This window comes from Cupriavidus gilardii, assembly GCF_008801915.1.
Lineage (GTDB): Bacteria > Pseudomonadota > Gammaproteobacteria > Burkholderiales > Burkholderiaceae > Cupriavidus > Cupriavidus gilardii.
On sequence record NZ_VZOV01000009.1, the window covers coordinates 76,865 to 96,934 of the forward strand.

The following is a 20,070-nucleotide window of genomic DNA, read 5'->3' on the forward strand; positions in this document are numbered from 1 at the left end:
TCGCCGGCAGCTTTGCCCGCTGCCGGCGCCAACCTCGCACCACCAGGAGCAAGCGATGACGCAGCCGATCCTGCAGGTCCGCGACCTGACCACGCGGTTTCGTACCGATCGCGGCGTGGTCACCGCGGTCGACCAGGTCTCCTTCGACGTGGCGCCCGGAGAGACGCTCGCCATCGTCGGCGAATCGGGCTCCGGCAAGAGCGTGACCGCGCTGTCGATCCTCGGCCTGATCCCGCGTCCACCCGGTTCGATCGACCGCGGCGAGATCCTGTTCGATGGCCAGGACCTGCTCAAGCTCGATGCCGACGCGATGAGGGCGATCCGTGGCAATCGCATCGCGATGATCTTCCAGGAGCCGATGTCGTCGATGAATCCCGCGCTGACGATCGGCAAGCAGATCGCCGAGCCGATCCAGCTGCATCAGAAGCTGCCATGGAAGACCGCGCTGGGCATGGCCGCCGACCTGCTCGGCCAGGTGCAGATTCCCGAGCCGGCCAGCCGCCTGAACGCCTATCCGCATCAGTTCTCCGGCGGCATGCGGCAGCGCGCGATGATCGCGATGGCGCTGGCCTGCAAGCCGCAGCTGATCATCGCCGACGAGCCGACCACCGCGCTCGACGTCACGGTACAGGCGCAGATCCTCGATCTGCTGAAGGATCTGGCGCAGCGGCTCGGCACCGCGCTGATCCTGATCACGCACGACCTTGGCGTGGTGGCGCGCTACGCCGACCGTGTCGCGGTGATGTACGGCGGGCGCCTCGTCGAGATGGCCTCGGCCGATGATCTGTACCGCACGCCGCGCCACCCGTACACGCGCGGGCTGATGGCCTGTGTGCCGCGCCTCGATGGCGACACCAGCCAGGCGCTGGTGCCGATCGAGGGCCAGCCGCCCGACCTGACCGCCCTCGGTCCCGGCTGCGCCTTCCAGCCGCGCTGCGCGCTGGCCCAGGCGCAATGCCGCGTCACGCGCCCGCTGCTGCGGACTGCCGCCGACAGCCGCGGCGTATCCGTTCATCTGAATGCCTGCCATCTGCAGGAGACGCCATGACCGCCACCGCCGCGCTCGACACGCCCGCCACGCAGGACGGCGCCTTGAACACCGGCGGCATGCCACCCGCCGCGCCTGCCCCGACACCCCGCGCTCGCACCATCGGCCGCGAGATCCTGCGCGTGCAGGATCTGAAGGTGCATTTCCCCGTCACGCGCGGCGTGGTGTTCAAGCGTCAGGTCGGCTCGGTCAAGGCAGTCGACGGCGTGTCGTTCACGCTGCGCCAAGGAGAAACGCTGGGCCTGGTCGGCGAGAGCGGCTGCGGCAAGTCGACCACCGGACTGGCGATCCTGAAGATGCTGGCGGCCAGCGGCGGACGCATCGACTACGACGGCACCGATCTCGCGCAGATGACACGCGCGCAGGAGAAGCACTTCCGCCGCAGCGTGCAGATGGTCTACCAGGACCCGTTCGGTTCGTTGAACCCGCGCATGAAGGTGCGCGACATCGTGGCCGAGCCGCTGGAGATCCATGGCATGGCCGGCGATCGCGCGGCCACGCGGGCGCGCGTCGGCGAGCTGCTGGAGATGGTCGGGCTGCTGCCGTACATGGCGGACCGCTATCCGCATGAGTTCTCCGGCGGGCAGCGCCAGCGCATCGGCATCGCGCGGGCGCTGGCACTGAAGCCCGGCGTGATCGTCTGCGACGAGCCAGTGTCGGCGCTGGACGTCTCGATCCAGGCGCAGGTGGTCAACGTCTTCATGGACCTGCAGCGGCGGCTTGGGCTGTCGTACCTGTTCATCGCGCACGACCTGGCGGTGGTGCGCCATATCAGCGACCGCATCGCGGTGATGTATCTGGGCCGCATCGTCGAGATCGCCGATCGGGACGCGCTCTATGCGCAGCCGCGCCATCCGTACACGCAGGCGCTGCTGTCGGCCGTGCCGGTGGCCAATGTCCAGGCGGAGCGGCAGCGCAAGCGCATCGTGCTGCGGGGCGAGGTCCCGAGTCCGATGCATCCGCCGTCGGGCTGCCGCTTCCATACGCGTTGCCCGGTGGCGATGGAACGCTGCAAGTCGCAGGAGCCGGCGCTGCGCGACAGCGGCGACGGGCAGATGGTGGCGTGCCATCTGTATGACTGATCTTGACGGCTGACCTTGGCGGCTGATCTTTACGGCTCGTCTTGACGGCTGGTCGGCTCGGTCGACCGAGCCGGCGGCGCCGATCTCCGCAGCACCGCTACGCCGCTACGCCGCTACGCCGCTACGCCGCTACGCCGCTACGCCGCTACGCCGCTACGCCGGCGACAGTATGCCCATCAGCAGCGGCCGCACGAACAGATCGGCCGCGTTGTCCGCCGAGGCATCGCGCACCCAGCGGCGCAGCTCGACCGCGGCGTTGATCATGCCGTTGATCTGCAGCGCCGCGATCGATTGGTCGAGCGGCCGGATCGAGCCGTCCTGCATGCCCTGCACCAGGAATCGCACGAAGCGCGCCGACAGCCGGTTCATCGTCAGCATCTTCTCCTTGCGCATTTCCTCGGGCAAGGCGCCATAGATGGTCAGCCGCAGCAGCGGCCCCTGGCTGGAGAACTGGTAGTGGACCAGCGCGCGCGTGACCGCGCACAGCTTGTCCCAGCCGGTACCGGGCCCGTTCTCGACCAGCGTCTGCGTGCTGCGTATCACGTCGAACATCCGGTCGAAGCAGGCGCCGATCAGGTCGTCCTTGTTCTCGTTGTGGTGGTAGAACGAACCCTTGGTCAGATTGAGCCGGGCGGAGATGCGGTCGGCCGAGGCGCCGCGGTAGCCCTGCTCGTTCAGCAGTTCGGTGGCCGCGCGCAGGAAGGCCTGCTGCGTGGTCTCGGGCTGGTCCAGCGACGGCAGCAGCGCGGCGGTATCGAGCGTCGGCTGCCAGCGCGCCGTGCGTGAGCCGATGCCATGCAGCAGCAGATCGATCACCGACTCGGCGACCTTCGGATAGTCCTCGGGTTCGTAGCGCTCGATCCAGACCATCGCCCCGGTCGCCAGCGACAGCAGCAGGTGGGCGCGCGCGCTCAGCACGCTGCGCTCGGCCGGGTCGACCGGCGTGCGCTCGCGCAGCAGCTGGCGGATGCGGCGGAACATGTCGTTGTACGCGCTGAACGCGACCTCGGCATGGCTGTCGGGCAGCGTGCGGATCTCGCGAAAGCTCATCAGCTCCGGACGCTCGCCGGTGGCCGTCAACGCGAGCCGAGCAAAGAACAAACGGATAAACCCTGCCACCCGCTCGCCCGGCGTGGGCAGCGCGCCAGCCTGCGCCGCGATGCCGACCATCTCGTCGATGGTCCGCAACAGGCAGGCGACCACCAGGTCTTCCTTCTTGCGGTAGTAGTAGGTGATGCTGTTGGTGCTCAGGCCGACGTCCTGCGCAACGTCCGACAGCGTGGTGCCGCGCACGCCCTTGCGATTGAAGCGCACCGCGGCCGCATCGAGAATGGTCTCGCGCTTCTCGACATAGCGGCGCGTCGGGCGGGCTTCGACAGGATCCTTGAGCATGGAGGAGTGCGTGGGCGGTCGATCGGTCGGCGGATTATAGCGGGCGGCTCGGCCACCCGAACGGCCTCATGCCAACGCCCTGCCCCCGCGAAACCCATCCCGCAACTCGCGCTTGAGCACCTTGCCGATCGCGCTGCGCGGCAGCTGCGCGCACAGTTCCAGCGCGGCGAGCCGCTGCGTCTTGCCGACCTGCGCATTGACCCATTCGCGCAGCGCCTCGGCATCGACGGCCGCACCCTCGCGCAGCACCACGAAGGCCACCGGCGTCTCGCCCCAGCTTTGCGACGGCACGCCGACCACCGCGCATTCGACCACGTCCGCATGCTGCTGCAGCACCGCCTCGAGGTCGCTCGGATAGATATTGAAGCCGCCGCTGATGATCATGTCCTTCTTGCGGTCCATCAGCGTCAGGAAACCGTCCTCGTCGAAGCGGCCGACGTCGCCCGTACGGATGAAGCGCTTGCCGGTCGCGTCGTACCACTCCGCGGCGGCGGTCTTGTCGGGCTGCTTGTGATAGCCCGTCATGATGGTGTTCGAATGCCCGACCACTTCGCCGATCTGGCCCACCGGCACCTCGTTGCCGTCGTCGTCGATCAGCCGGATGTCGTGCCCTTCCATCGGCTTGCCGACCGTATGCAGCTTGTCCGGAAATTCGTGCGCGGCCAGCACGCAGCTGCCGCCGCCTTCGGTCATGCCGTAGTACTCGACCAGTCCACCGGGCCAGCGCCGCAGGATGTCGGCCTTCAGCGCGGCGGACAGCGGCGCGCTGGTCGAGAACTTCATCCGGAACGACGACAGGTCGTAGCGATCGAAATCCTCGCGGGCCAGCAGCCGCTGGTATTGCACCGGCACCAGCATCGCGTGGGTGACGCGATGCCGCTCGGCCAGTTCGAGATAGCGCTGGGCGTCGAATTTCCGCATCAGCACCACGGTGCCGCCGAGCGCCAGCGTCGGGATGAAGCTGACCAGCGTGGTGTTCGAATACAGCGGCGTGGCGATCAGCGTCACCGCATCGGCTCCGTAGCCGCCCGTCTCGTTGACGCGGCGGATCTGGTTCCAGCGCAGCGCGTGGTCGTGCACGATGCCCTTGGGCGCGCCCGTGGTGCCGGACGAATAGATGATGTTGAAGACCTGCCGCTGGCGCAGCGGCGTCTCGCGCGGCCGTCTGCCGGCGGGCGCCAGCCAGTCGGCGAATGCGACGCCGGTCTGTGCGCCGCCCAGTCCGATGCGCGGCACCGTGGCCTCGATACCTGCGCCCTGCAATGCGTCGAGCACCGGGGCGTCGAGGAACAGCAGCTTTGCGTCGGAGTCGGCGATCATGCCGGCCAGCGCCGGCGGCGTCGACGACGGTGCCAGCGGCGCGATGGCGACGCCGGCACGCAGCCCGCCGAGGAATACCGCCGCATACTCGATCGACGCGGCGGCGCAGATCGCCAGCGCATCGCCCGGCTGCAGCCCGTCGCGCTGCAGGGCCGCGGCCACGCGGTCGACCAGCCCGTCGAATTCCCGATACGACAGGCTGGTACGGTCATCGATGACCGCGGGATGCTCGGGGCGGGCGTTGGCGTGGGCACGGACGCAGTCGGCGAGATTGCCGAGCGGCTGGTCCAGCAGGGATTCGATCTGCATGGGCGCAAAGTCTCCTTGATCGGGGCCGGCCAGGCGGATTTGCCGTCGCGGCGAACGCGGCCGACCTTCTTTTCTAAATCGCTGCCGGCCATTGTAAGCGCTGCACTATCGCCCTGCAGCTATCGCTTCCACGGAGTATCGCGACCATACCGAAACAACGAATCGATAAAGCCGCGGCACTCCGGGAGGCGCGCGAGCGCCTGTTACCGCGCGTCGATCGCGACCAGGTTCAGCGCGGCCAGCGGTCCGCCGGGAAACTGGTGCTGGCGTCCGCCGGCATCGAGCGTGCCGAGATCGATGCCGAGAAAACCCAGCCGCGCGATCAGCGTGGCCACCTCGGCCTTGGCGCCGGCATCGTCGCCCGACAGGAACAGCACGCGGCGACCGCCGTCGGCCTGCGGATCGCCCGACACCAGTGCGGGCTGCAGATGATTGAAGGCCTTGACGACACGGGCGCCCGGCACGAGGCCGGCAAACACCGCGGTCGACGAGATGCCATGCAGGTCCACGGGGCGAAACAGCGGCGCTTCGATCGGATTGTTGGCATCGATCACGATCCGGCCGCCGAAATCGGGCAGTCCTGCCAGTGCCGCCGGCAGCTTGGACCAATTCACGGCAACCAGCACGATGTCCTGCGCCGCGGCTTGCTCGCGCGTGCCCGCGCGAATCGATGGGCCGATCGCCCTTACGGCGTCCTGCAGCGTGTCCGGGCCCCGGCTGTTGGCGATCACCGCTTCGATGCCGTGGCGGGCCAGCGCCTTCGCAAACGCGGTGCCGATCGCGCCGGCACCGATGATGCCGATGGTCTTGCCGATGTCGTTACGCATGACTCTCTCCTGGCTCAGGCCGTGAAGCCGCCGTCCGCGACGATATCGGCACCGGTCACGAATGCTGCGTCGGGCCCCGCGAGGAAGGCGACCACGCCGGCGATCTCGCGCGGCTGACCGTACCGGCCCAAGGCAATGCCGGGGCCGACGATCTCGCTGACCGGGCCGCCATCGGGATTCATGTCGGTATCGGTCGGGCCGGGATGGACCGTATTGACGGTGATGCCCTTCGGGCCGAGGTCGCGTACCAGGCTGCGGTTGAAGCCCGCAATGGCGCCCTTGGTCAGGGTATAGAGCGACGCGGTCGGAAAGGCCGCGTACCGCGTCATCGACGAGCCGATATGAATCACGCGGCCACCGGGCTTCATCTGCCGCACGGCTTCCTGGGTGGCGACGAACACGCCCGTCACATTGACCGCGATCATCCGTTCATAGGTCTCGAACGGGATGTCCTCGATGGCGCCGCCCAGGCCCAGGCCGGCGTTGTTGACAAGAATGTCGATGCCGCCGAAGGCCTCGACCGTCCCGGTCACTGCCCGACGCACGGCGGACGGGTCACCGGCGTCGGCGGCAATCGCGACGGCGCGGCCTCCGGCCGCCACGATGTCGTCCACGACAGCGGCGGCCTTGTCGGGTGATGCGCTGTAGGTCAGCGCGACGGCCGCGCCGTCGGCGGCGAGCCTGCGGGCAATGGCGGCGCCGATGGAGCGCGAGCCGCCGGTCACGAGGGCCGTCTTGCCGGCCAGGGGAAGAATCTGTTGCGTCATGGCTGTTTCTCCGTAGGTCAATCGAAAAGGTGTGAACGGAGTATGGGAGGCGGATTGCCCGATGTTTAGCCAGCAATGACTGGAATGATTTTCAAGTGTTCATATAAGATGAGCAACATGGAGACCCTCGCGAACCTCGAATCGTTCGTCCGCAGCGCCGAATCGGGCAGCTTTTCTGCTGCCGGCCGCCGGCTGGCGCTGACGCCGGCCGCGGTCAGCCGCAATGTGGCCATGCTGGAGCGCAATCTCGGTGTCAGGCTGTTTCAGCGCTCGACGCGCAAGCTGACGTTGACCGAGGCGGGCGAGCGCTTCCTCGCGGCCATCGGCGGCAACCTGGAGGCGCTGCAGGCGGCCATTGCCACCGTCTCCAGCGATCGAGGCGAGCCCGCCGGCGTGCTCAAGCTGAGCCTGGCGCCTTCTTTCGGCGTGACCTGGGTGATGCCGCTGCTGCCCGAATTTCTTGCCCGCTATCCCGCAATCCGGCCCGAATGGCACTTCGACAATCGTGCGGTCGACCTGATCGCCGAAGGATTCGACGCCGCCATCGGCGGAGGCTTTGAACTGGCGGCGGGGATGGTGTCCCGCACGCTGGCGCCCGCGCATGTGATCGCCGTCGCATCGCCGGCGTACTTGCGGGGGCGCACGTTGCCGACCCATCCATCGATGCTGCAATCGCTGGATGGCATCGTCATGCGATCGGGACGTACCGGGCGTACCCGCCAGTGGGTCATGCGCGATGCCGCCGGCGACGAACAGGGAATCGAGATGCAAGAGCGGATCGTCCTCAACGATCCGGCCGCCATGCGCGAAGCTGCCTTGCAAGGACTTGGCGTGACGCTGCTGGCAGTGCCCGATGTGCTGCCGTGGCTGGAGCGCGGCGAACTGGTCCGCGTCCTGCCACAGTGGTACGCCGATGCGGGAGCGATCTCGCTGTACTACCCCACGCGCACGCTGCTGCCGGCCAAGACGCGTGTATTCGTCGACTATGTAGTGGAGGTCTTTCGCCGCGAGCGGCTGGCGGAGCGGTTTGCTGGCAGCCTCGGCGGCCTGCGCCACGAGGGCCGGGGAAGGCCGCGGCGCGGCCTTACTTGATCCGCTGCTTCTCGAGCTTGCGCGCCAGCGTGCGGCGATGCATGCCGAGCCGGCGCGCCGCCTCGGAGATATTGAAGCCGGTTGCGGCCAGCGTCTCGTGGATGTGCTCCCACTCGAGCGTCTTGATCGAGGTAGGGCGGCCGGTGACCTCGACGTCGACGTCGCCGGTGGCGCGCTCGAAGGCGGCCTCGATGTCGTCGGTAGTCGACGGCTTGGCCAGATAGTGGCAGGCGCCCAGCTTGACGGCCTCGACCGCGGTGGCGATGCTGGCGTAGCCGGTCAGCACGACAATCAGCATGTCGGCATCGTGCGCATGCAGCGCCTGCACGCAGGCCAGGCCCGAGGCCTCGCCCTTGAGCTTCAGGTCCACCACCGCATAGCCGGGCGAATGTTCCTTCAGCAGTTCGTTCATCCCTTCGAGGCTGGTCGCATGCAGGACCTGATAGCCGCGCCGTTCGAACGAGCGGCGCAGCGTGCGGGCGAAGGCGGCGTCGTCCTCGACGATCATCAGCACGCGTCCGGCCTCGTCCTGCGTCTGCGCCGCTTGGCCGGCCGCCGCGGGGCCGCGCTCGGGATCATTGGGCAGCATCTTCGGCCTCCTCTTCCAGCGTGATTGCCGCCAGCGGCAGCTTCATCGTGACCATCGCCCCGCCCTGCGGACGGTTATGCGCGGCCACACTGCCGCCCAGCGTGCGAGCAACATTGACGACCAGGAACAGCCCCAACCCGCCGCCCGGCCGGCCCTTGCTCGACTGATAGGGCTTGCCCAGGCGCTCGAGCATCTGCGGCGCGAAACCGGGGCCTTCGTCGAGGACCGACAGCACCAGCGTATCATCCTCGCGCCGCACGTCGAAGCCGACCCAGCGCGGCGACGCCTCCAGCGCGTTGTCCAGCACGTTGCAGACCATCTGCTTGATCGCCGAGTCCGACAGGATCGGCAGGTCCGGGCCGAAGCGGTAGTCGTAGGAGAACTCGGCGACCGGCCGGGTCGCGCGCCATTCCGCAACGAGGTCGTCGACGAAGCGGCGCACCGTGGTTTCGGTCAGCGCCTCGCCGCGCGCCTCGCCCGCGGACAGCAGGATGCCGCTGACGATCGACTTGCAGCGCTGCACCTGTGTCTGCATCTCGCCGAGCTCCTGCAGCAGCTCGGGGTCCTTCGAGAACGGTTCCATGCGGCGCCAGTCGGACAGGATCACCGCCAGCGTGGCCAGCGGCGTGCCCAGTTCATGCGCGGCCCCCGAGGCCAGCAGGCCCATGCGGACGATATGTTCTTCCTCGGCGGCGCGCTGGCGCAGGTCGGCCAGATGCTCGTCGCGGGCGCGCAGATTGCGCATGATCCGCGTGATGAAGACCACCAGCAGCGCCGCGTTCAACACGAAGCAGATCAGCATGCCCTGGATGTAGAGGCTGCGGAGCCCCTGCTCGTGGTCCGGCGGCAGCGCCAGCGGCTTGCCGACCAGCGCCAGGCCGGCGAAGCACGACGCGGTGACCACCACGATGACCCAGATCGACCATGCCTGCAGCAGCACCGCGCCGAGGATCACCTGCAGCAGATAAAGAAAGACGAAGGGGTTGGAGGCGCCGCCGCTCAGATACAGCAGCGCGGTCAGCATGCCGATATCGACCAGCAGCGAGACGAACAGCTGCGTCTGCGAGACCTCGGCGACGACAAAGCGCAGCCGCAGCAGACTGAGCGCGTTGAAGGCGATCAGCCCGAGCAGCACCGCCAGCATCTGGTTGACCGGCAGCGGCACGTCCAGGCCGAAATGCACGACGCTGATGGTGGCAACCTGCCCCAGCACCGCGATCCAGCGCAGCTCGATCAGCTGCTCCATGTTCTTGCGGGCGGTGGCGTCGAGCGCGCGCTCGCCGCGGCGCGCCGGGGCCGGAGCGCCGTTGGGCGCCGCCAGCGTGGCGCCGGCGGCCTTCGGCGGGGAATCGGTGGAAAGAGGCATCGTCAGGGTCGAAGCAGGATGGCAGCGGCGTGCGCAGCGTACCGCCGCGGCGCCGCGGGTCAATGCATGCCGTGCGAACCGGCATGCCCCGCATTGTCCCTCATCGGCCGCGGCGCAGCCGCAGTTCCTCGCGGCCGACGTACCAGGCGGCGCCCAGCACCATCAGCGCCAGCCCGTACCAGGTCAACGCATAGACCAGATGGCTGTTGTGGAAGGTCACCACGGTGAGCCCGCCGACCGGCCAGCGGCGCGGTGCGCCCGACGCGCCGAACGCCTCCGGCGGGCCGGCATCGGCATCGATGAAGTACGGCGCGACCCGCTCCAGTTCGCGAGCGGCGGCGATCGCCTGCACATCGCGGGAGTACCAGCGGTCGGCGGCCGGGTCGTTGCGGCGCAGAAAGCCCCCGCCCGGCTGGGTGATCCGCAGCAGGCCGGTGACCGTGGTTTCACCGGTCGGCTCATCCTTGGCCCGGCTCTCGCGCGAGCGGAATTCCGGCGGCACGAAGCCGCGGTTGATCAGCACCACGGTGCCGTCGCGCATCCGCATCGGCGTCATCACCCAGAATCCGCCGCCCAGCGCGGTCGTGGCCTGCACCAGCGTCTCGCGGTCGTGCAGGAAGGTGCCGCTCACGCGTACATGCCGGTATTCGTCGGCCGCGGCACTGATCAGCGGCCATCGCTCGGGCGCCGGTGCGTCGACCGGCGGCGCATGGACGCGCGCCTCGACGCGTTCGATCAGGTCCAGCTTCCAGGCGCGGCGCTCGACCTGCCAGGTGCCCAAGGCAAACAGCCCGGCGAAAGCCAGTACCGCCAGCAGCGCCAGCACCGCGAGGGCGGCCGGGCTGCGGGGAACGGGCTTGCGATCCGGGCTGTGTTTTACAGGTCGAGGCGAGGTCAAGGCATCGATTTCATGTCGTGCGTCATCGTCGGCATCATATTTGTGTTCATGTGATACATGACCCAAAGCGAGCCGGCCAGCGTGATGACGACCAGGATGATCGTGAAGATCAGCGCCAGCATGTTCCAGCCACCTTCCGACTTGGTGTTCATGTGCAGGAAGTAGATCATGTGGACCACGATCTGCACGGCGCCGAAGCCGAGGATCACCAGCGCGGTGGTGTTCTGATTGTCGATGACCTTGCCCATCACCAGCCAGAACGGGATCGCCGTCAGGATCACCGACAGCACGAAGCCGATCACATAGCTCTTGAGGGTGCCATGCGCGGCGCCATCGTCGTGATCGTGGTGATCGTCGTGGCCATGGCCATGATCGCCGTGATGACCGTGGCCCTTGTCGGCCAGGTTCGAGAACGAATAGTCGTGGGCGCTCATACCATCACTCCCATCAGATAGACGAAGGTAAACACGCCGATCCAGACCACATCCAGAAAGTGCCAGAACAGCGACAGGCACATCAGGCGACGCTTGTTGGCGGCGATCAGGCCGTGCTTGTTCAGCTGGAACATCAGCGTGATCAGCCAGATGATGCCGAAGGTCACGTGCAGGCCGTGGGTGCCGACCAGCGTGAAGAACGACGACAGGAACGCGCTGCGCTGCGGCACCGCGCCTTCGTGGATCAGGTGCGAGAACTCGTACAGCTCCAGGCCGACGAAGGCCGCGCCCAGCAGGCCGGTGATGGCCAGCCACACCATCGTGCCCTTGAGCTTGTTGCGCTGCATCTCCAGCATCGCGAAGCCGTAGGTGATCGACGACAGCAGCAGCATCGACGTGTTCAGCGCCACCAGCGGCAGGTCGAACAGGTCGGCGCCCGACGGGCCCGCCGCATAGCTGCGGCCGAGCACGCCGTGCACGGCGAACAGGCAGGCGAAGATGAGGCAGTCGCTCATCAGGTACAGCCAGAAGCCCAGCATCGTCCCGTTCTGCGGATGATGCTCGGTCGGCAGGTAGAAGCGCAGCTCGTTGGAGCCGCCGCGGACCGGCGCGCCGCTGGCGCCGGCCGGTTGGGTTGCAATGGTGTCAAGCATGTTGTGCAAGCAGGCGGGTGCGTTCTTCCTCGGTGCGGACGACGTGCTCCGCCGGGATGTAGTAGTCACGCTGGTAGTTGAAGGTGTGGCCGATCGCGACCGCCAGCAGGGCGACGAACGCAACCGCGGCCGGCAGCCACATGTGCCAGATCAGCGCGAAGCCCAGCACCGTCGACAGGCCGGCGAGGATGATGCCCGCACCGGTGTTCTTCGGCATGTGGATCGGCAGGAAGCCCTTCTGCGGACGCTCGTAGCCGCGGTCCTTCATCTGCCACCAGGCGTCGTTGTCGTGCACTACCGGCGTGAACGCGAAGTTGTACGCGGGCGGCGGCGACGAGGTCGACCATTCCAGCGTGCGGCCATCCCACGGATCGCCGGTCACGTCGCGCAGCTGGGCACGGCGCTTGAAGCTGACCACCAGCTGGATCAGGAAGGCGGCGATGCCGATCGCGATCAGGAACGCGCCGACGGCGGCGACCTGGAACCAGATCTGCAGCGACGGATCGGTGAAGTGGCTGACGCGGCGGGTCACGCCCATCAGGCCCAGCACGTACAGCGGCATGAACGCGGCATAGAACCCGACCAGCCAGAACCAGAACGAGACCTTGCCCCAGAAATCGTCGAGCTTGAAGCCGAACGCCTTCGGGAACCAGTAGTTGATGCCGGCGAACAGGCCGAACAGCACGCCACCGATGATCACGTTGTGGAAGTGGGCGATCAGGAACAGGCTGTTATGCAGCACGAAGTCGGCGGGCGGCACGGCGAGCAGCACGCCGGTCATGCCACCGATCACGAAGGTGACCATGAAGCCCACGGTCCACAGCATCGGCACTTCGAAGCGGATACGGCCGCGGTACATCGTGAACAGCCAGTTGAAGATCTTCGCCCCGGTCGGGATCGAGATGATCATCGTCGTGATGCCGAAGAACGAGTTGACGCTGGCGCCCGAACCCATCGTGAAGAAGTGGTGCAGCCAGACCAGGTACGACAGCACCGTGATCACGACCGTCGCGTACACCATCGACGCATAGCCGAACAGGCGCTTGCGGCAGAAGGTCGACACCACTTCCGAGAAGATACCGAACGCCGGCAGGATCAGGATGTACACCTCGGGGTGGCCCCAGATCCAGATCAGGTTCACGTACATCATCGGGTTGCCGCCGAAGTCGTTCGTGAAGAAGTTGGTGCCGACATAGCGGTCCAGCGACAGCAGCGCGAGCACGGCCGTCAGCACCGGGAAGGCGGCGACGATCAGCACGTTGGTGCACAGCGAGGTCCAGGTGAAGACCGGCATCTTCATCATCGTCATGCCCGGGGCGCGCATCTTGACGATGGTCACCAGCAGGTTGACGCCTGACAGCAAGGTACCGATCCCCGCTATCTGCAAGGCCCAGATGTAGTAGTCGACCCCCACGTCCGGACTCTGCAGGATGCCCGACAGCGGCGGATAGGCCAGCCAGCCGGTCTTGGCGAATTCGCCGACGAACAGCGACACCATCACCAGCACGGCGCCGGCGGTGGTCATCCAGAAGCTGAAGTTGTTCAGGAACGGGAAGGCCACGTCGCGCGCGCCGATCTGCAGCGGCACCACGTAGTTCATCAGGCCGGTGACCAGCGGCATCGCCACGAAGAAGATCATGATCACGCCGTGGGCGGTGAAGATCTGGTCGTAGTGATGCGGCGGCAGATAGCCCATGTTGTCGCCGAAGGCGATCGCCTGCTGCAGACGCATCATGATCGCGTCGGCGAAGCCGCGCAGCAGCATCACCAGGCCGAGCACCATGTACATGATGCCGATCTTCTTGTGGTCGATGCTGGTGAACCACTCGCGCCACAGGTAGCCCCAGGCGCGGAAATAGGTCAGCGCGCCGACGAGCGTCAGCCCGCCGAGCACGACCGCCGCGAAGGTGGCGATCAGGATGGGCTCGTGCAGCGGGATCGCCTCCCAGGAGAGACGGCCGAAAATGAGCTTGGTGAGGTCGAAACTGTCAAGCATGCTGGTCAACGCCGGCTACAGCGCGTTGTGTAAGAGGAAGCTGGGGAAGCGTCACGGCGGCGGATTCGCCGGCCGGCGCAAAGGTGGACGCGGCCGGGCCGAAGGCACCGGAGCCGTCCGGATCGGCGACCGTGCACATGCCGCCGACATAGCTGCGCACCGGCGCATCCTGCAGGCCAAGGCGCGCGCGCGTGGCGGGGTCGAGCGTGGCGACGTTGAAGGCGCCGGGCTTGCCCTGGCCGCCCTGCTCGTCGATCGCCATCATTTCGTTCATGCACATGCGGTTCGCTTCGACGCAGCGGTTCAGGATCTTGTCGTACAGGCCCTTGTCGACGCTGGCGTAGTAGCGCACCGGCTCGCGTTCGCTCGGTTGCTCCAGCTTCAGATAATCCTCGCGCGTCAGGGTCTGGCCGCTGGCCTTGGCCTTGGCGATCCACTGCTCGAAGCCCTGCTCGTCCAGGCCATGGAACTTGAAGCGCATGCCCGAGAAGCCGGCGCCGCTGTAGTTGGCCGACAAGCCTTCGTATTCGCCCGGCTGGTTGATCACCGCGTGCAGCTTGGTCTCCATGCCAGGCATCGCGTAGATCTGCCCCGCCAGTGCCGGCACGAAGAACGAGTTCATCACGGTCGAGGCGGTGATCTTGAACTGGATCGGCCGGTCGACCGGCGCCGCCATTTCATTGACCGTGGCGATGCCATGCTCCGGATAGAAGAACAGCCACTTCCAGTCCAGCGCCACCACTTCCACCGTCAACGGCTTGACGTTGGTCGGCAGCGAACGCTTGGCGTCGATCCGCTCCAGCGGCCGGTACGGGTCCAGCGCATGGGTGCTGACCCAGGTGATCGCGCCCAGCGCGATGATGATCAGCAGCGGCGCCGACCAGATCACCAGTTCCAGCACCGTGGAATGGTCCCAGTCGGGCGAGTAGGTAGCGTTCTTGTTCGAGGCCCGATACTTCCAGGCAAAGAACAGCGTCAGCGCTATCACCGGGACGATGATCAGCAGCATCAGCGCCGTGGAGATGTATATTAGGTTACGTTGCTGTACCGCGATGTCACCCGAAGGAGACAACAACACAGCATTACAACCTGTCAATAGGGTAATGGCGGGCAGCAAAATCAACCCGCGAATGGTATTAATGAGGGGCATTGCCGGCAGAGGAAATAGCGTAGCCGTCTTGGGGGAGACTGGTACTACGAATGCTTCGGGTGCGACGGGCGCAGCTGTTACAACCGAGGCGGAATGTACTCTATTCGGCAAGCGCGGAGAATTGGACATTTTGTCCCAATGGTCGCGGCGCCTGGCGGGCGCGTCCGTCCGGCGTAGCGCTATCCTGATTTAGCGAGGAAGCATGTCGAGTATCACGCACGATTCGCAAGCGCCTTTCCCTTCACTCGCCGCCAGCGACGACCGACCGCATTCGCCGGTCGCCCCAAGCGAGATCGCCACCGGCGTCGTCATCGGCCGGGCCTCCGAGTACTTCGACTTCTTTGTCTACGGCATCGCCTCGGTACTGGTGTTCCCGTCCGTGTTCTTCCCGTTCGTCGGGCGGCTGGAAGGGACGCTCTACGCCTTCACCATCTTCGCGATCGCCTTTTTCGGGCGCCCGCTCGGTACCGCGCTGTTCATGGCGATCCAGCGGCGCTGGGGCCGCGGCGTCAAGCTGACCGCGGCGCTGTTCCTGCTGGGCTGCTCGACGGTCGGCATCGCCTTCCTGCCCGGCTATGCGGCGCTCGGCGAAAACGCGATCGTGATGCTGGCGGTATTCCGCTTCCTGCAGGGCGTGGCCTTCGGCGGCTCCTGGGACGGCCTGCCGTCGCTGCTGGCGCTGAACGCGCCGCCCGACCGGCGCGGCTGGTACGCGATGCTGGGCCAGCTCGGCGCGCCGATCGGCTTCCTGGTCGCCAGCGGCCTGTTCCTGTACCTGCACGCCAACCTGGCGGCCGACGACTTCCTGGCGTGGGGCTGGCGCTACCCGTTCTACGTGGCCTTCGCCATCAACGTGGTCGCGCTGTTCGCCCGGCTGCGCCTGGTGGTGACCGAGGAGTACACCCGGCTGCTGGAGGAAGGCGAGCTCGAGCCGATCAGCACCCGGGAAATGGTGCGCGGCCAGGGCTACAACATCTTCATCGGCGCCTTCGCCGCGCTGGCCAGCTACGCGCTGTTCCACCTGGTGACGGTGTTCCCGCTGTCCTGGCTGGCGCTGCAGGCGACCCAGAGCGTCAACAGCGTGCTGAAGGTGCAGATCGCCGGCGCGCTGGTGGGCATCGTCGGCACCATCCTGTCCGGCTGGATCGCCGACCGCATCGGCCGGCGCACGACGCTGGGCTTGCTGGCGACGCTGATCGGCGTGTTCAGCCTGTTCACGCCGATGCTGCTCGGCGGCGAGGAGGCGGGGCAGGACCTGTTCATCCTGATCGGCTTCCTGCTGCTCGGCCTGTCGTATGGCCAGGCTTCGGGCACCGTGACCTCGAACTTCGAACGGCGCTTCCGCTATACCGGCGCCGCGCTGACCTCGGATTTCGCCTGGCTGTTCGGCGCGGCCTTCGCCCCGCTCGTTGCGCTGGGCCTGTCGGTCAAGTTCGGCCTGGTCGCGGTCAGCATCTATCTGCTGTCCGGCGTCGCTTGCACGGTGCTGGCGCTGCGCATCAACCGCGCGCTGGAAACACGCGACTGACGCACGGTTGAACGCCGCGCGTTGAAACCGGCGCGGCGGCTCCAGCCGCCGCGCTTCATCGTTCCGCCCCCGCCGCGACCGGCGGTTCGTGGCGGGGCGCCGCCATCCGCTGCTGCGACAGTCCACCTTCCGCGCCCCTCTATATATATATAGCGGTGGGCCGAAGGACCGCCCTCCGGGGCGCCGGCATTGGCAAACGCACTCTGCGCCAGCACAATCTCGCTGTCGCCACTCTCGCTTCACACCATGCCATTCCTGGCAGAACACCACGACTGTTCCGGCTGGCACGGCGAAATGGCCGAGCGCATCCGGGCGTTCGACTGGTCCACCACCGAGCTGGGGCCGATCGACCGCTGGCAGCCCAGCCTTGGCACCGCGGTGCGGCTGCTGCTGGCTTCGCCGGTGCCGATGGTGTTGTTGTGGGGCCGACCGGGCTACATGATCTACAACGATGCCTATGCCGTGTTCGCCGGCGGCCGACATCCCTATCTGCTCGGCTGTCCGGTCGAACTGGGCTGGCCCGAAGTGGCCGACTTCAACCGGCATGTGATGCAGACCTGCCTGGCAGGCGGCACGCTGTCCTTCCGCGACAAGGAGCTGGTGCTGCTGCGCAATGGACGTCCCGAGGACGTCTGGATGGACCTGTACTACAGCCCGGTGGCCAACGACGATGGCGTCCCCGCCGGCGTGCTCGCCGTGGTGGTCGAAACCACCGAGCGCGTCCTGACCGAACGCTGGCGGCAGGAAGCCGAGGACGCGCTGCAACAGGCCAACGAACGGCTGCAACTGGCGCTCAATACCGGCGCGGTCCTTGGCACCTGGGTCTGGGACATCGCTTCGGACACACTGACCGGCGACGAACGCTTCGCCCGCACGTTCTCGGTCGGACTGGCTCAGGCGATGCAAGGCGTGCCGCGCACGATCATCAACGCGGTGATCCACCCGGACGACATCGAGGAACTGGCCAGGCTGACCGACGAAGCGATCCGCACCGGGGCGCCGTTCCGCGCCGAATACCGGATCCGCCGGGCCCACGACAGCTATCTGTGGGTCCAGGCCAACGGCCAGTGCGAGTTCGACTCGCACGGCGAGCCCTACCGCTTCCCCGGCGTGCTGATCGACATCGACGAGCGCAAGCTGGCCGAGCAGGCGCTGCGGCAACTGACCGAAACGCTGGAAAAGCGTGTTGCCGATGCGATCGCCGCGCGCGCGCTGGCCGAAGGCCAGCTGCGGCAGGCGCAGAAGATGGAGGCGATCGGCAACCTGACCGGCGGCATTGCGCACGACTTCAACAATGTGCTGCAGGTCATCAGCGGCTATCTGCAGATGCTCGCCGCCGAAGCCGGCGACAACCCGATCGCGCAGGGCCGCATCGCCACCGCCGCCAACGCGGTGCGCCGCGGCGCCAAGCTGGCTTCGCACCTGCTGGCCTTCGCCCGCCGGCAGCCGTTGTCGCCGGCGGTGATCCACCCCGGCCGCTTGATTGCCGGGATGGCCGAGATCCTGCACCGCGCGCTGGGCGAGTCGCTCAAGGTCGAAACGCAGACCCCCGATGACCTGTGGAACGTCAAGGCGGACCGCAACCAGCTCGAGAACGCGCTGCTCAATCTGGCCATCAACGGCCGCGACGCGATGCGCGGCGGCGGCACGCTGACGATCTCTGCCGCCAATATCGTGCTCGACGGCGTGTCATCGCCCGATTCGGATGCCGATACCTGGACCGCCAACACGCCAGAGCGGCCGGAAGGTGATTATGTGGTCTTCCGCGTGGCCGACACTGGCACCGGCATGACCGCCGACGTGCTGGAGCACGCGTTCGAGCCCTTCTTCACGACCAAGGCCGATGGCCACGGCACCGGCCTCGGCCTGAGCATGGTGTTCGGCTTCGTCAAGCAGAGCGGTGGCCATATCGCGATCCAGAGCACCGTCGGCCGCGGGACCACGGTGCAGATGTTCTTTCCCCGCTGCGTCGAGGCCGAAACGCCCGAGGCAGCGGAGCAGGAGCCCGCGCCGGTTGGCGGCGGCGAGACGATCCTGGTGGTCGAAGACGATCCCGATGTACGGATCACCGCGGTCGAGATGCTGGCACAGCTCGGCTATCGCGTGCGCATTGCCCCGAATGGCGACGCCGCCTGGTCGCTGATCGACAGCGGCATCGGCATCGACCTGCTGTTCACCGACGTCATCATGCCCGGCACGATCAAGGGCGGCGAACTGGCACGGCGCGCGGCGCAGCGGCGGCCGCCGATTCCGGTGCTGTTCGCTTCCGGATATACGCGCGACGAGATCTTCCACGTCGGCAAGCTGGACGATGGCGTGACGCTGCTGAACAAACCCTATCGGCGCGACGATCTGGCCCGCGCGGTGCGGGCCGTTCTGGACGCCCATCGGCGCACGAGCGGCCCGGCGCCAGCGCAGTTGCCGCAAGTCCGGCGCGACGGCGTGGCCGCCGCCGTATTGCTGGTCGAGGACGACATCCCCTCGCGTGAGGCGCTGCAGGAAGTGCTGCTGGGCTTCGGTCTCGATTGCGCCGCGGCGGGCTCGGCGGAGGAAGCGCTGCTGCTGGCCGATGACCGGCGCTTCGACGTGCTGCTGACCGATATCACGCTGCCGGGCATGGCCGGCGATGCGCTGGCCGTGGCGTTGCGCGCCCAACAGCCGCATATCGACGTGGTGCTGATGACCGGCTATGGCGCGGGCGCGGACCTGCAGGAGCCGATCGCGGGCGCCCGCGTGCTCGGCAAGCCGATCGATCTATCGACGTTGCGGCGGGAGCTCGGCCCGTGGATGGGGGACATCGAGGCGGTGCAGTAGCCCGGGCGTCATCGCCAGTACCGTCGCTGCCGTCGACGTCTTCCGCATCGACATCCTCCCGCCATCTAGCGCGGCGGCGGCCGCCGCTTGTACCAGGCATAGCCGGGCTCGACATCGGCCGCTCCGGGGTGTCCGACGCTATACGGATTCTCCGACACCATCGTCACGAAACCGACCGGCTCACCGGCCCGCTGCCGCGCCCGCAGCGCCTCGCAACGCGCCAGCACCGCGGCGAGCTGATCGGAGCCGTAATCCTCCGCATGCGCGGTCGGCACGCCCTGCGCGTCGTAAGTGGTCCAATAGACTTTGTACATGCGGCTCTCGCAGTGAGGAAGATCGCGGCGCCCGGGACCCTCGCAAGCCGACTCCGCATGCGAAATCTTCGGCGCCGGTGCGTGCGTTGTCATGCTGCGACGCGGTGCGGGTCAGTAGCGGCGAAAACGCGATCGAGCCAACGACACAGTGCGCGTTCGGTTTCGTCGCGGCACTATCGGAATGCACCAAGCCCCATTGCCTTGCAAGCAGGAAGCGAATGTAACGCAAGCATCCCGAAGCTAAGATCGGTCCCGTGCCTGTCGGCACGCACAAATGCGAAAAGGGCGCTTATTAGGCGCCCTTTTCAAATCCCAGCCCCGGAGTCTGAGCACTGACTGTTTGGCACCCCGCTCGCGCGGGTCGTGGCCAGGAGAAGACCTTGCCGGGGATTACTCGCCGAGTATAGCAGGACAAAAAATTCCCATGCAAGGCTTCTACCCGCGCTCCAGCGAACGTTCTCGACGGCTCGGCTGCATGCGTACCACGATGG

Annotated in this window: 17 protein-coding genes; 5 read left to right on the top strand and 12 right to left on the bottom strand. The window is 67.1% G+C overall.

Going from position 1 to position 20,070, the window contains the following annotated elements; all coding sequences use genetic code 11:
• Nucleotides 1-55 precede the first annotated feature (55 nt).
• Entirely contained in the window at nt 56-1,048 is a 993-nt protein-coding gene (locus F7Q96_RS13155) for an ABC transporter ATP-binding protein (protein WP_053823533.1), read from the top strand.
• Between the two features lie 59 nt (nt 1,049-1,107).
• Entirely contained in the window at nt 1,108-2,130 is a 1,023-nt protein-coding gene (locus tag F7Q96_RS13160) for an ABC transporter ATP-binding protein (protein ID WP_053824551.1), read from the top strand.
• Between the two features lie 153 nt (nt 2,131-2,283).
• Here the strand turns inward: F7Q96_RS13160 and F7Q96_RS13165 are convergent, their stop codons facing one another.
• The 4 genes from F7Q96_RS13165 to F7Q96_RS13180 form a co-directional block, all read right to left on the bottom strand.
• Entirely contained in the window at nt 2,284-3,522 is a 1,239-nt protein-coding gene (locus F7Q96_RS13165) for a TetR/AcrR family transcriptional regulator (RefSeq protein WP_053823532.1), read from the bottom strand.
• Between the two features lie 66 nt (nt 3,523-3,588).
• The gene (locus F7Q96_RS13170; protein ID WP_170265849.1) at nt 3,589-5,151 is read right to left on the bottom strand and encodes a class I adenylate-forming enzyme family protein; all 1,563 of its coding nucleotides are present in this window, start codon (nt 5,149-5,151) and stop codon (nt 3,589-3,591) included.
• Between the two features lie 203 nt (nt 5,152-5,354).
• The gene (locus F7Q96_RS13175) at nt 5,355-5,996 is read right to left on the bottom strand and encodes an NADPH-dependent F420 reductase (protein WP_257720540.1); all 642 of its coding nucleotides are present in this window, start codon (nt 5,994-5,996) and stop codon (nt 5,355-5,357) included.
• Nucleotides 5,993-6,745 (bottom strand): 3-oxoacyl-ACP reductase family protein, encoded by a 753-nt coding sequence (locus F7Q96_RS13180; protein ID WP_053823530.1) that lies wholly within the window; start codon nt 6,743-6,745, stop codon nt 5,993-5,995. Before F7Q96_RS13180 ends, F7Q96_RS13175 begins: the two co-directional genes overlap by 4 nt.
• A 117-nt stretch (nt 6,746-6,862) precedes the next feature.
• On the opposite strand from F7Q96_RS13180, the gene F7Q96_RS13185 reads away from it, so the two are divergent.
• Nucleotides 6,863-7,837, top strand: a complete 975-nt coding sequence (locus F7Q96_RS13185; RefSeq protein ID WP_053824549.1) for a LysR family transcriptional regulator — start codon at nt 6,863-6,865, stop codon at nt 7,835-7,837.
• Here the strand turns inward: F7Q96_RS13185 and F7Q96_RS13190 are convergent.
• From F7Q96_RS13190 to cyoA, 7 genes are all read right to left on the bottom strand, one after another.
• Nucleotides 7,830-8,345 (bottom strand): response regulator transcription factor, encoded by a 516-nt coding sequence (locus tag F7Q96_RS13190; protein ID WP_043440636.1) that lies wholly within the window; start codon nt 8,343-8,345, stop codon nt 7,830-7,832. The genes F7Q96_RS13185 and F7Q96_RS13190 overlap by 8 nt on opposite strands.
• Nucleotides 8,346-8,412: 67 nt before the next feature.
• Nucleotides 8,413-9,792, bottom strand: coding sequence for an ATP-binding protein (locus tag F7Q96_RS13195; protein WP_151022810.1), 1,380 nt, complete (start codon nt 9,790-9,792; stop codon nt 8,413-8,415).
• 100 nt (nt 9,793-9,892) lie between these two features.
• Nucleotides 9,893-10,690, bottom strand: coding sequence for an SURF1 family protein (locus tag F7Q96_RS13200; RefSeq protein ID WP_390885762.1), 798 nt, complete (start codon nt 10,688-10,690; stop codon nt 9,893-9,895).
• Nucleotides 10,687-11,124 carry a cytochrome o ubiquinol oxidase subunit IV gene (cyoD, locus tag F7Q96_RS13205; protein WP_053823528.1) on the bottom strand — a complete coding sequence of 146 codons (438 nt, stop codon included), beginning with the start codon at nt 11,122-11,124 and terminating at the stop codon, nt 10,687-10,689. Before cyoD ends, F7Q96_RS13200 begins: the two co-directional genes overlap by 4 nt.
• The gene (gene cyoC, locus F7Q96_RS13210; RefSeq protein WP_006577860.1) at nt 11,121-11,777 is read right to left on the bottom strand and encodes a cytochrome o ubiquinol oxidase subunit III; all 657 of its coding nucleotides are present in this window, start codon (nt 11,775-11,777) and stop codon (nt 11,121-11,123) included. The genes cyoD and cyoC overlap by 4 nt, the downstream gene beginning before the upstream one ends.
• On the bottom strand, nt 11,770-13,773 hold the full coding sequence (cyoB, locus tag F7Q96_RS13215; protein WP_053823527.1) for a cytochrome o ubiquinol oxidase subunit I: 2,004 nt from the start codon (nt 13,771-13,773) through the stop codon (nt 11,770-11,772). The genes cyoC and cyoB overlap by 8 nt, the downstream gene beginning before the upstream one ends.
• Nucleotides 13,766-14,923, bottom strand: coding sequence for a ubiquinol oxidase subunit II (gene cyoA, locus F7Q96_RS13220; RefSeq protein WP_082371684.1), 1,158 nt, complete (start codon nt 14,921-14,923; stop codon nt 13,766-13,768). Before cyoA ends, cyoB begins: the two co-directional genes overlap by 8 nt.
• A 202-nt stretch (nt 14,924-15,125) precedes the next feature.
• Here cyoA and F7Q96_RS13225 point away from each other — a divergent pair, with 202 nt between their 5' ends.
• Both F7Q96_RS13225 and F7Q96_RS13230 read left to right on the top strand, forming a co-directional pair.
• On the top strand, nt 15,126-16,451 hold the full coding sequence (locus tag F7Q96_RS13225; RefSeq protein ID WP_053823526.1) for an MFS transporter: 1,326 nt from the start codon (nt 15,126-15,128) through the stop codon (nt 16,449-16,451).
• Between the two features lie 246 nt (nt 16,452-16,697).
• On the top strand, nt 16,698-19,265 hold the full coding sequence (locus F7Q96_RS13230; protein WP_151022812.1) for a hybrid sensor histidine kinase/response regulator: 2,568 nt from the start codon (nt 16,698-16,700) through the stop codon (nt 19,263-19,265).
• A gap of 65 nt (nt 19,266-19,330) precedes the next feature.
• Here F7Q96_RS13230 and F7Q96_RS13235 read toward each other — a convergent pair whose 3' ends face one another.
• The gene (locus tag F7Q96_RS13235; RefSeq protein WP_053823524.1) at nt 19,331-19,579 is read right to left on the bottom strand and encodes a hypothetical protein; all 249 of its coding nucleotides are present in this window, start codon (nt 19,577-19,579) and stop codon (nt 19,331-19,333) included.
• Between the last annotated feature and the right edge of the window lie 491 nt (nt 19,580-20,070).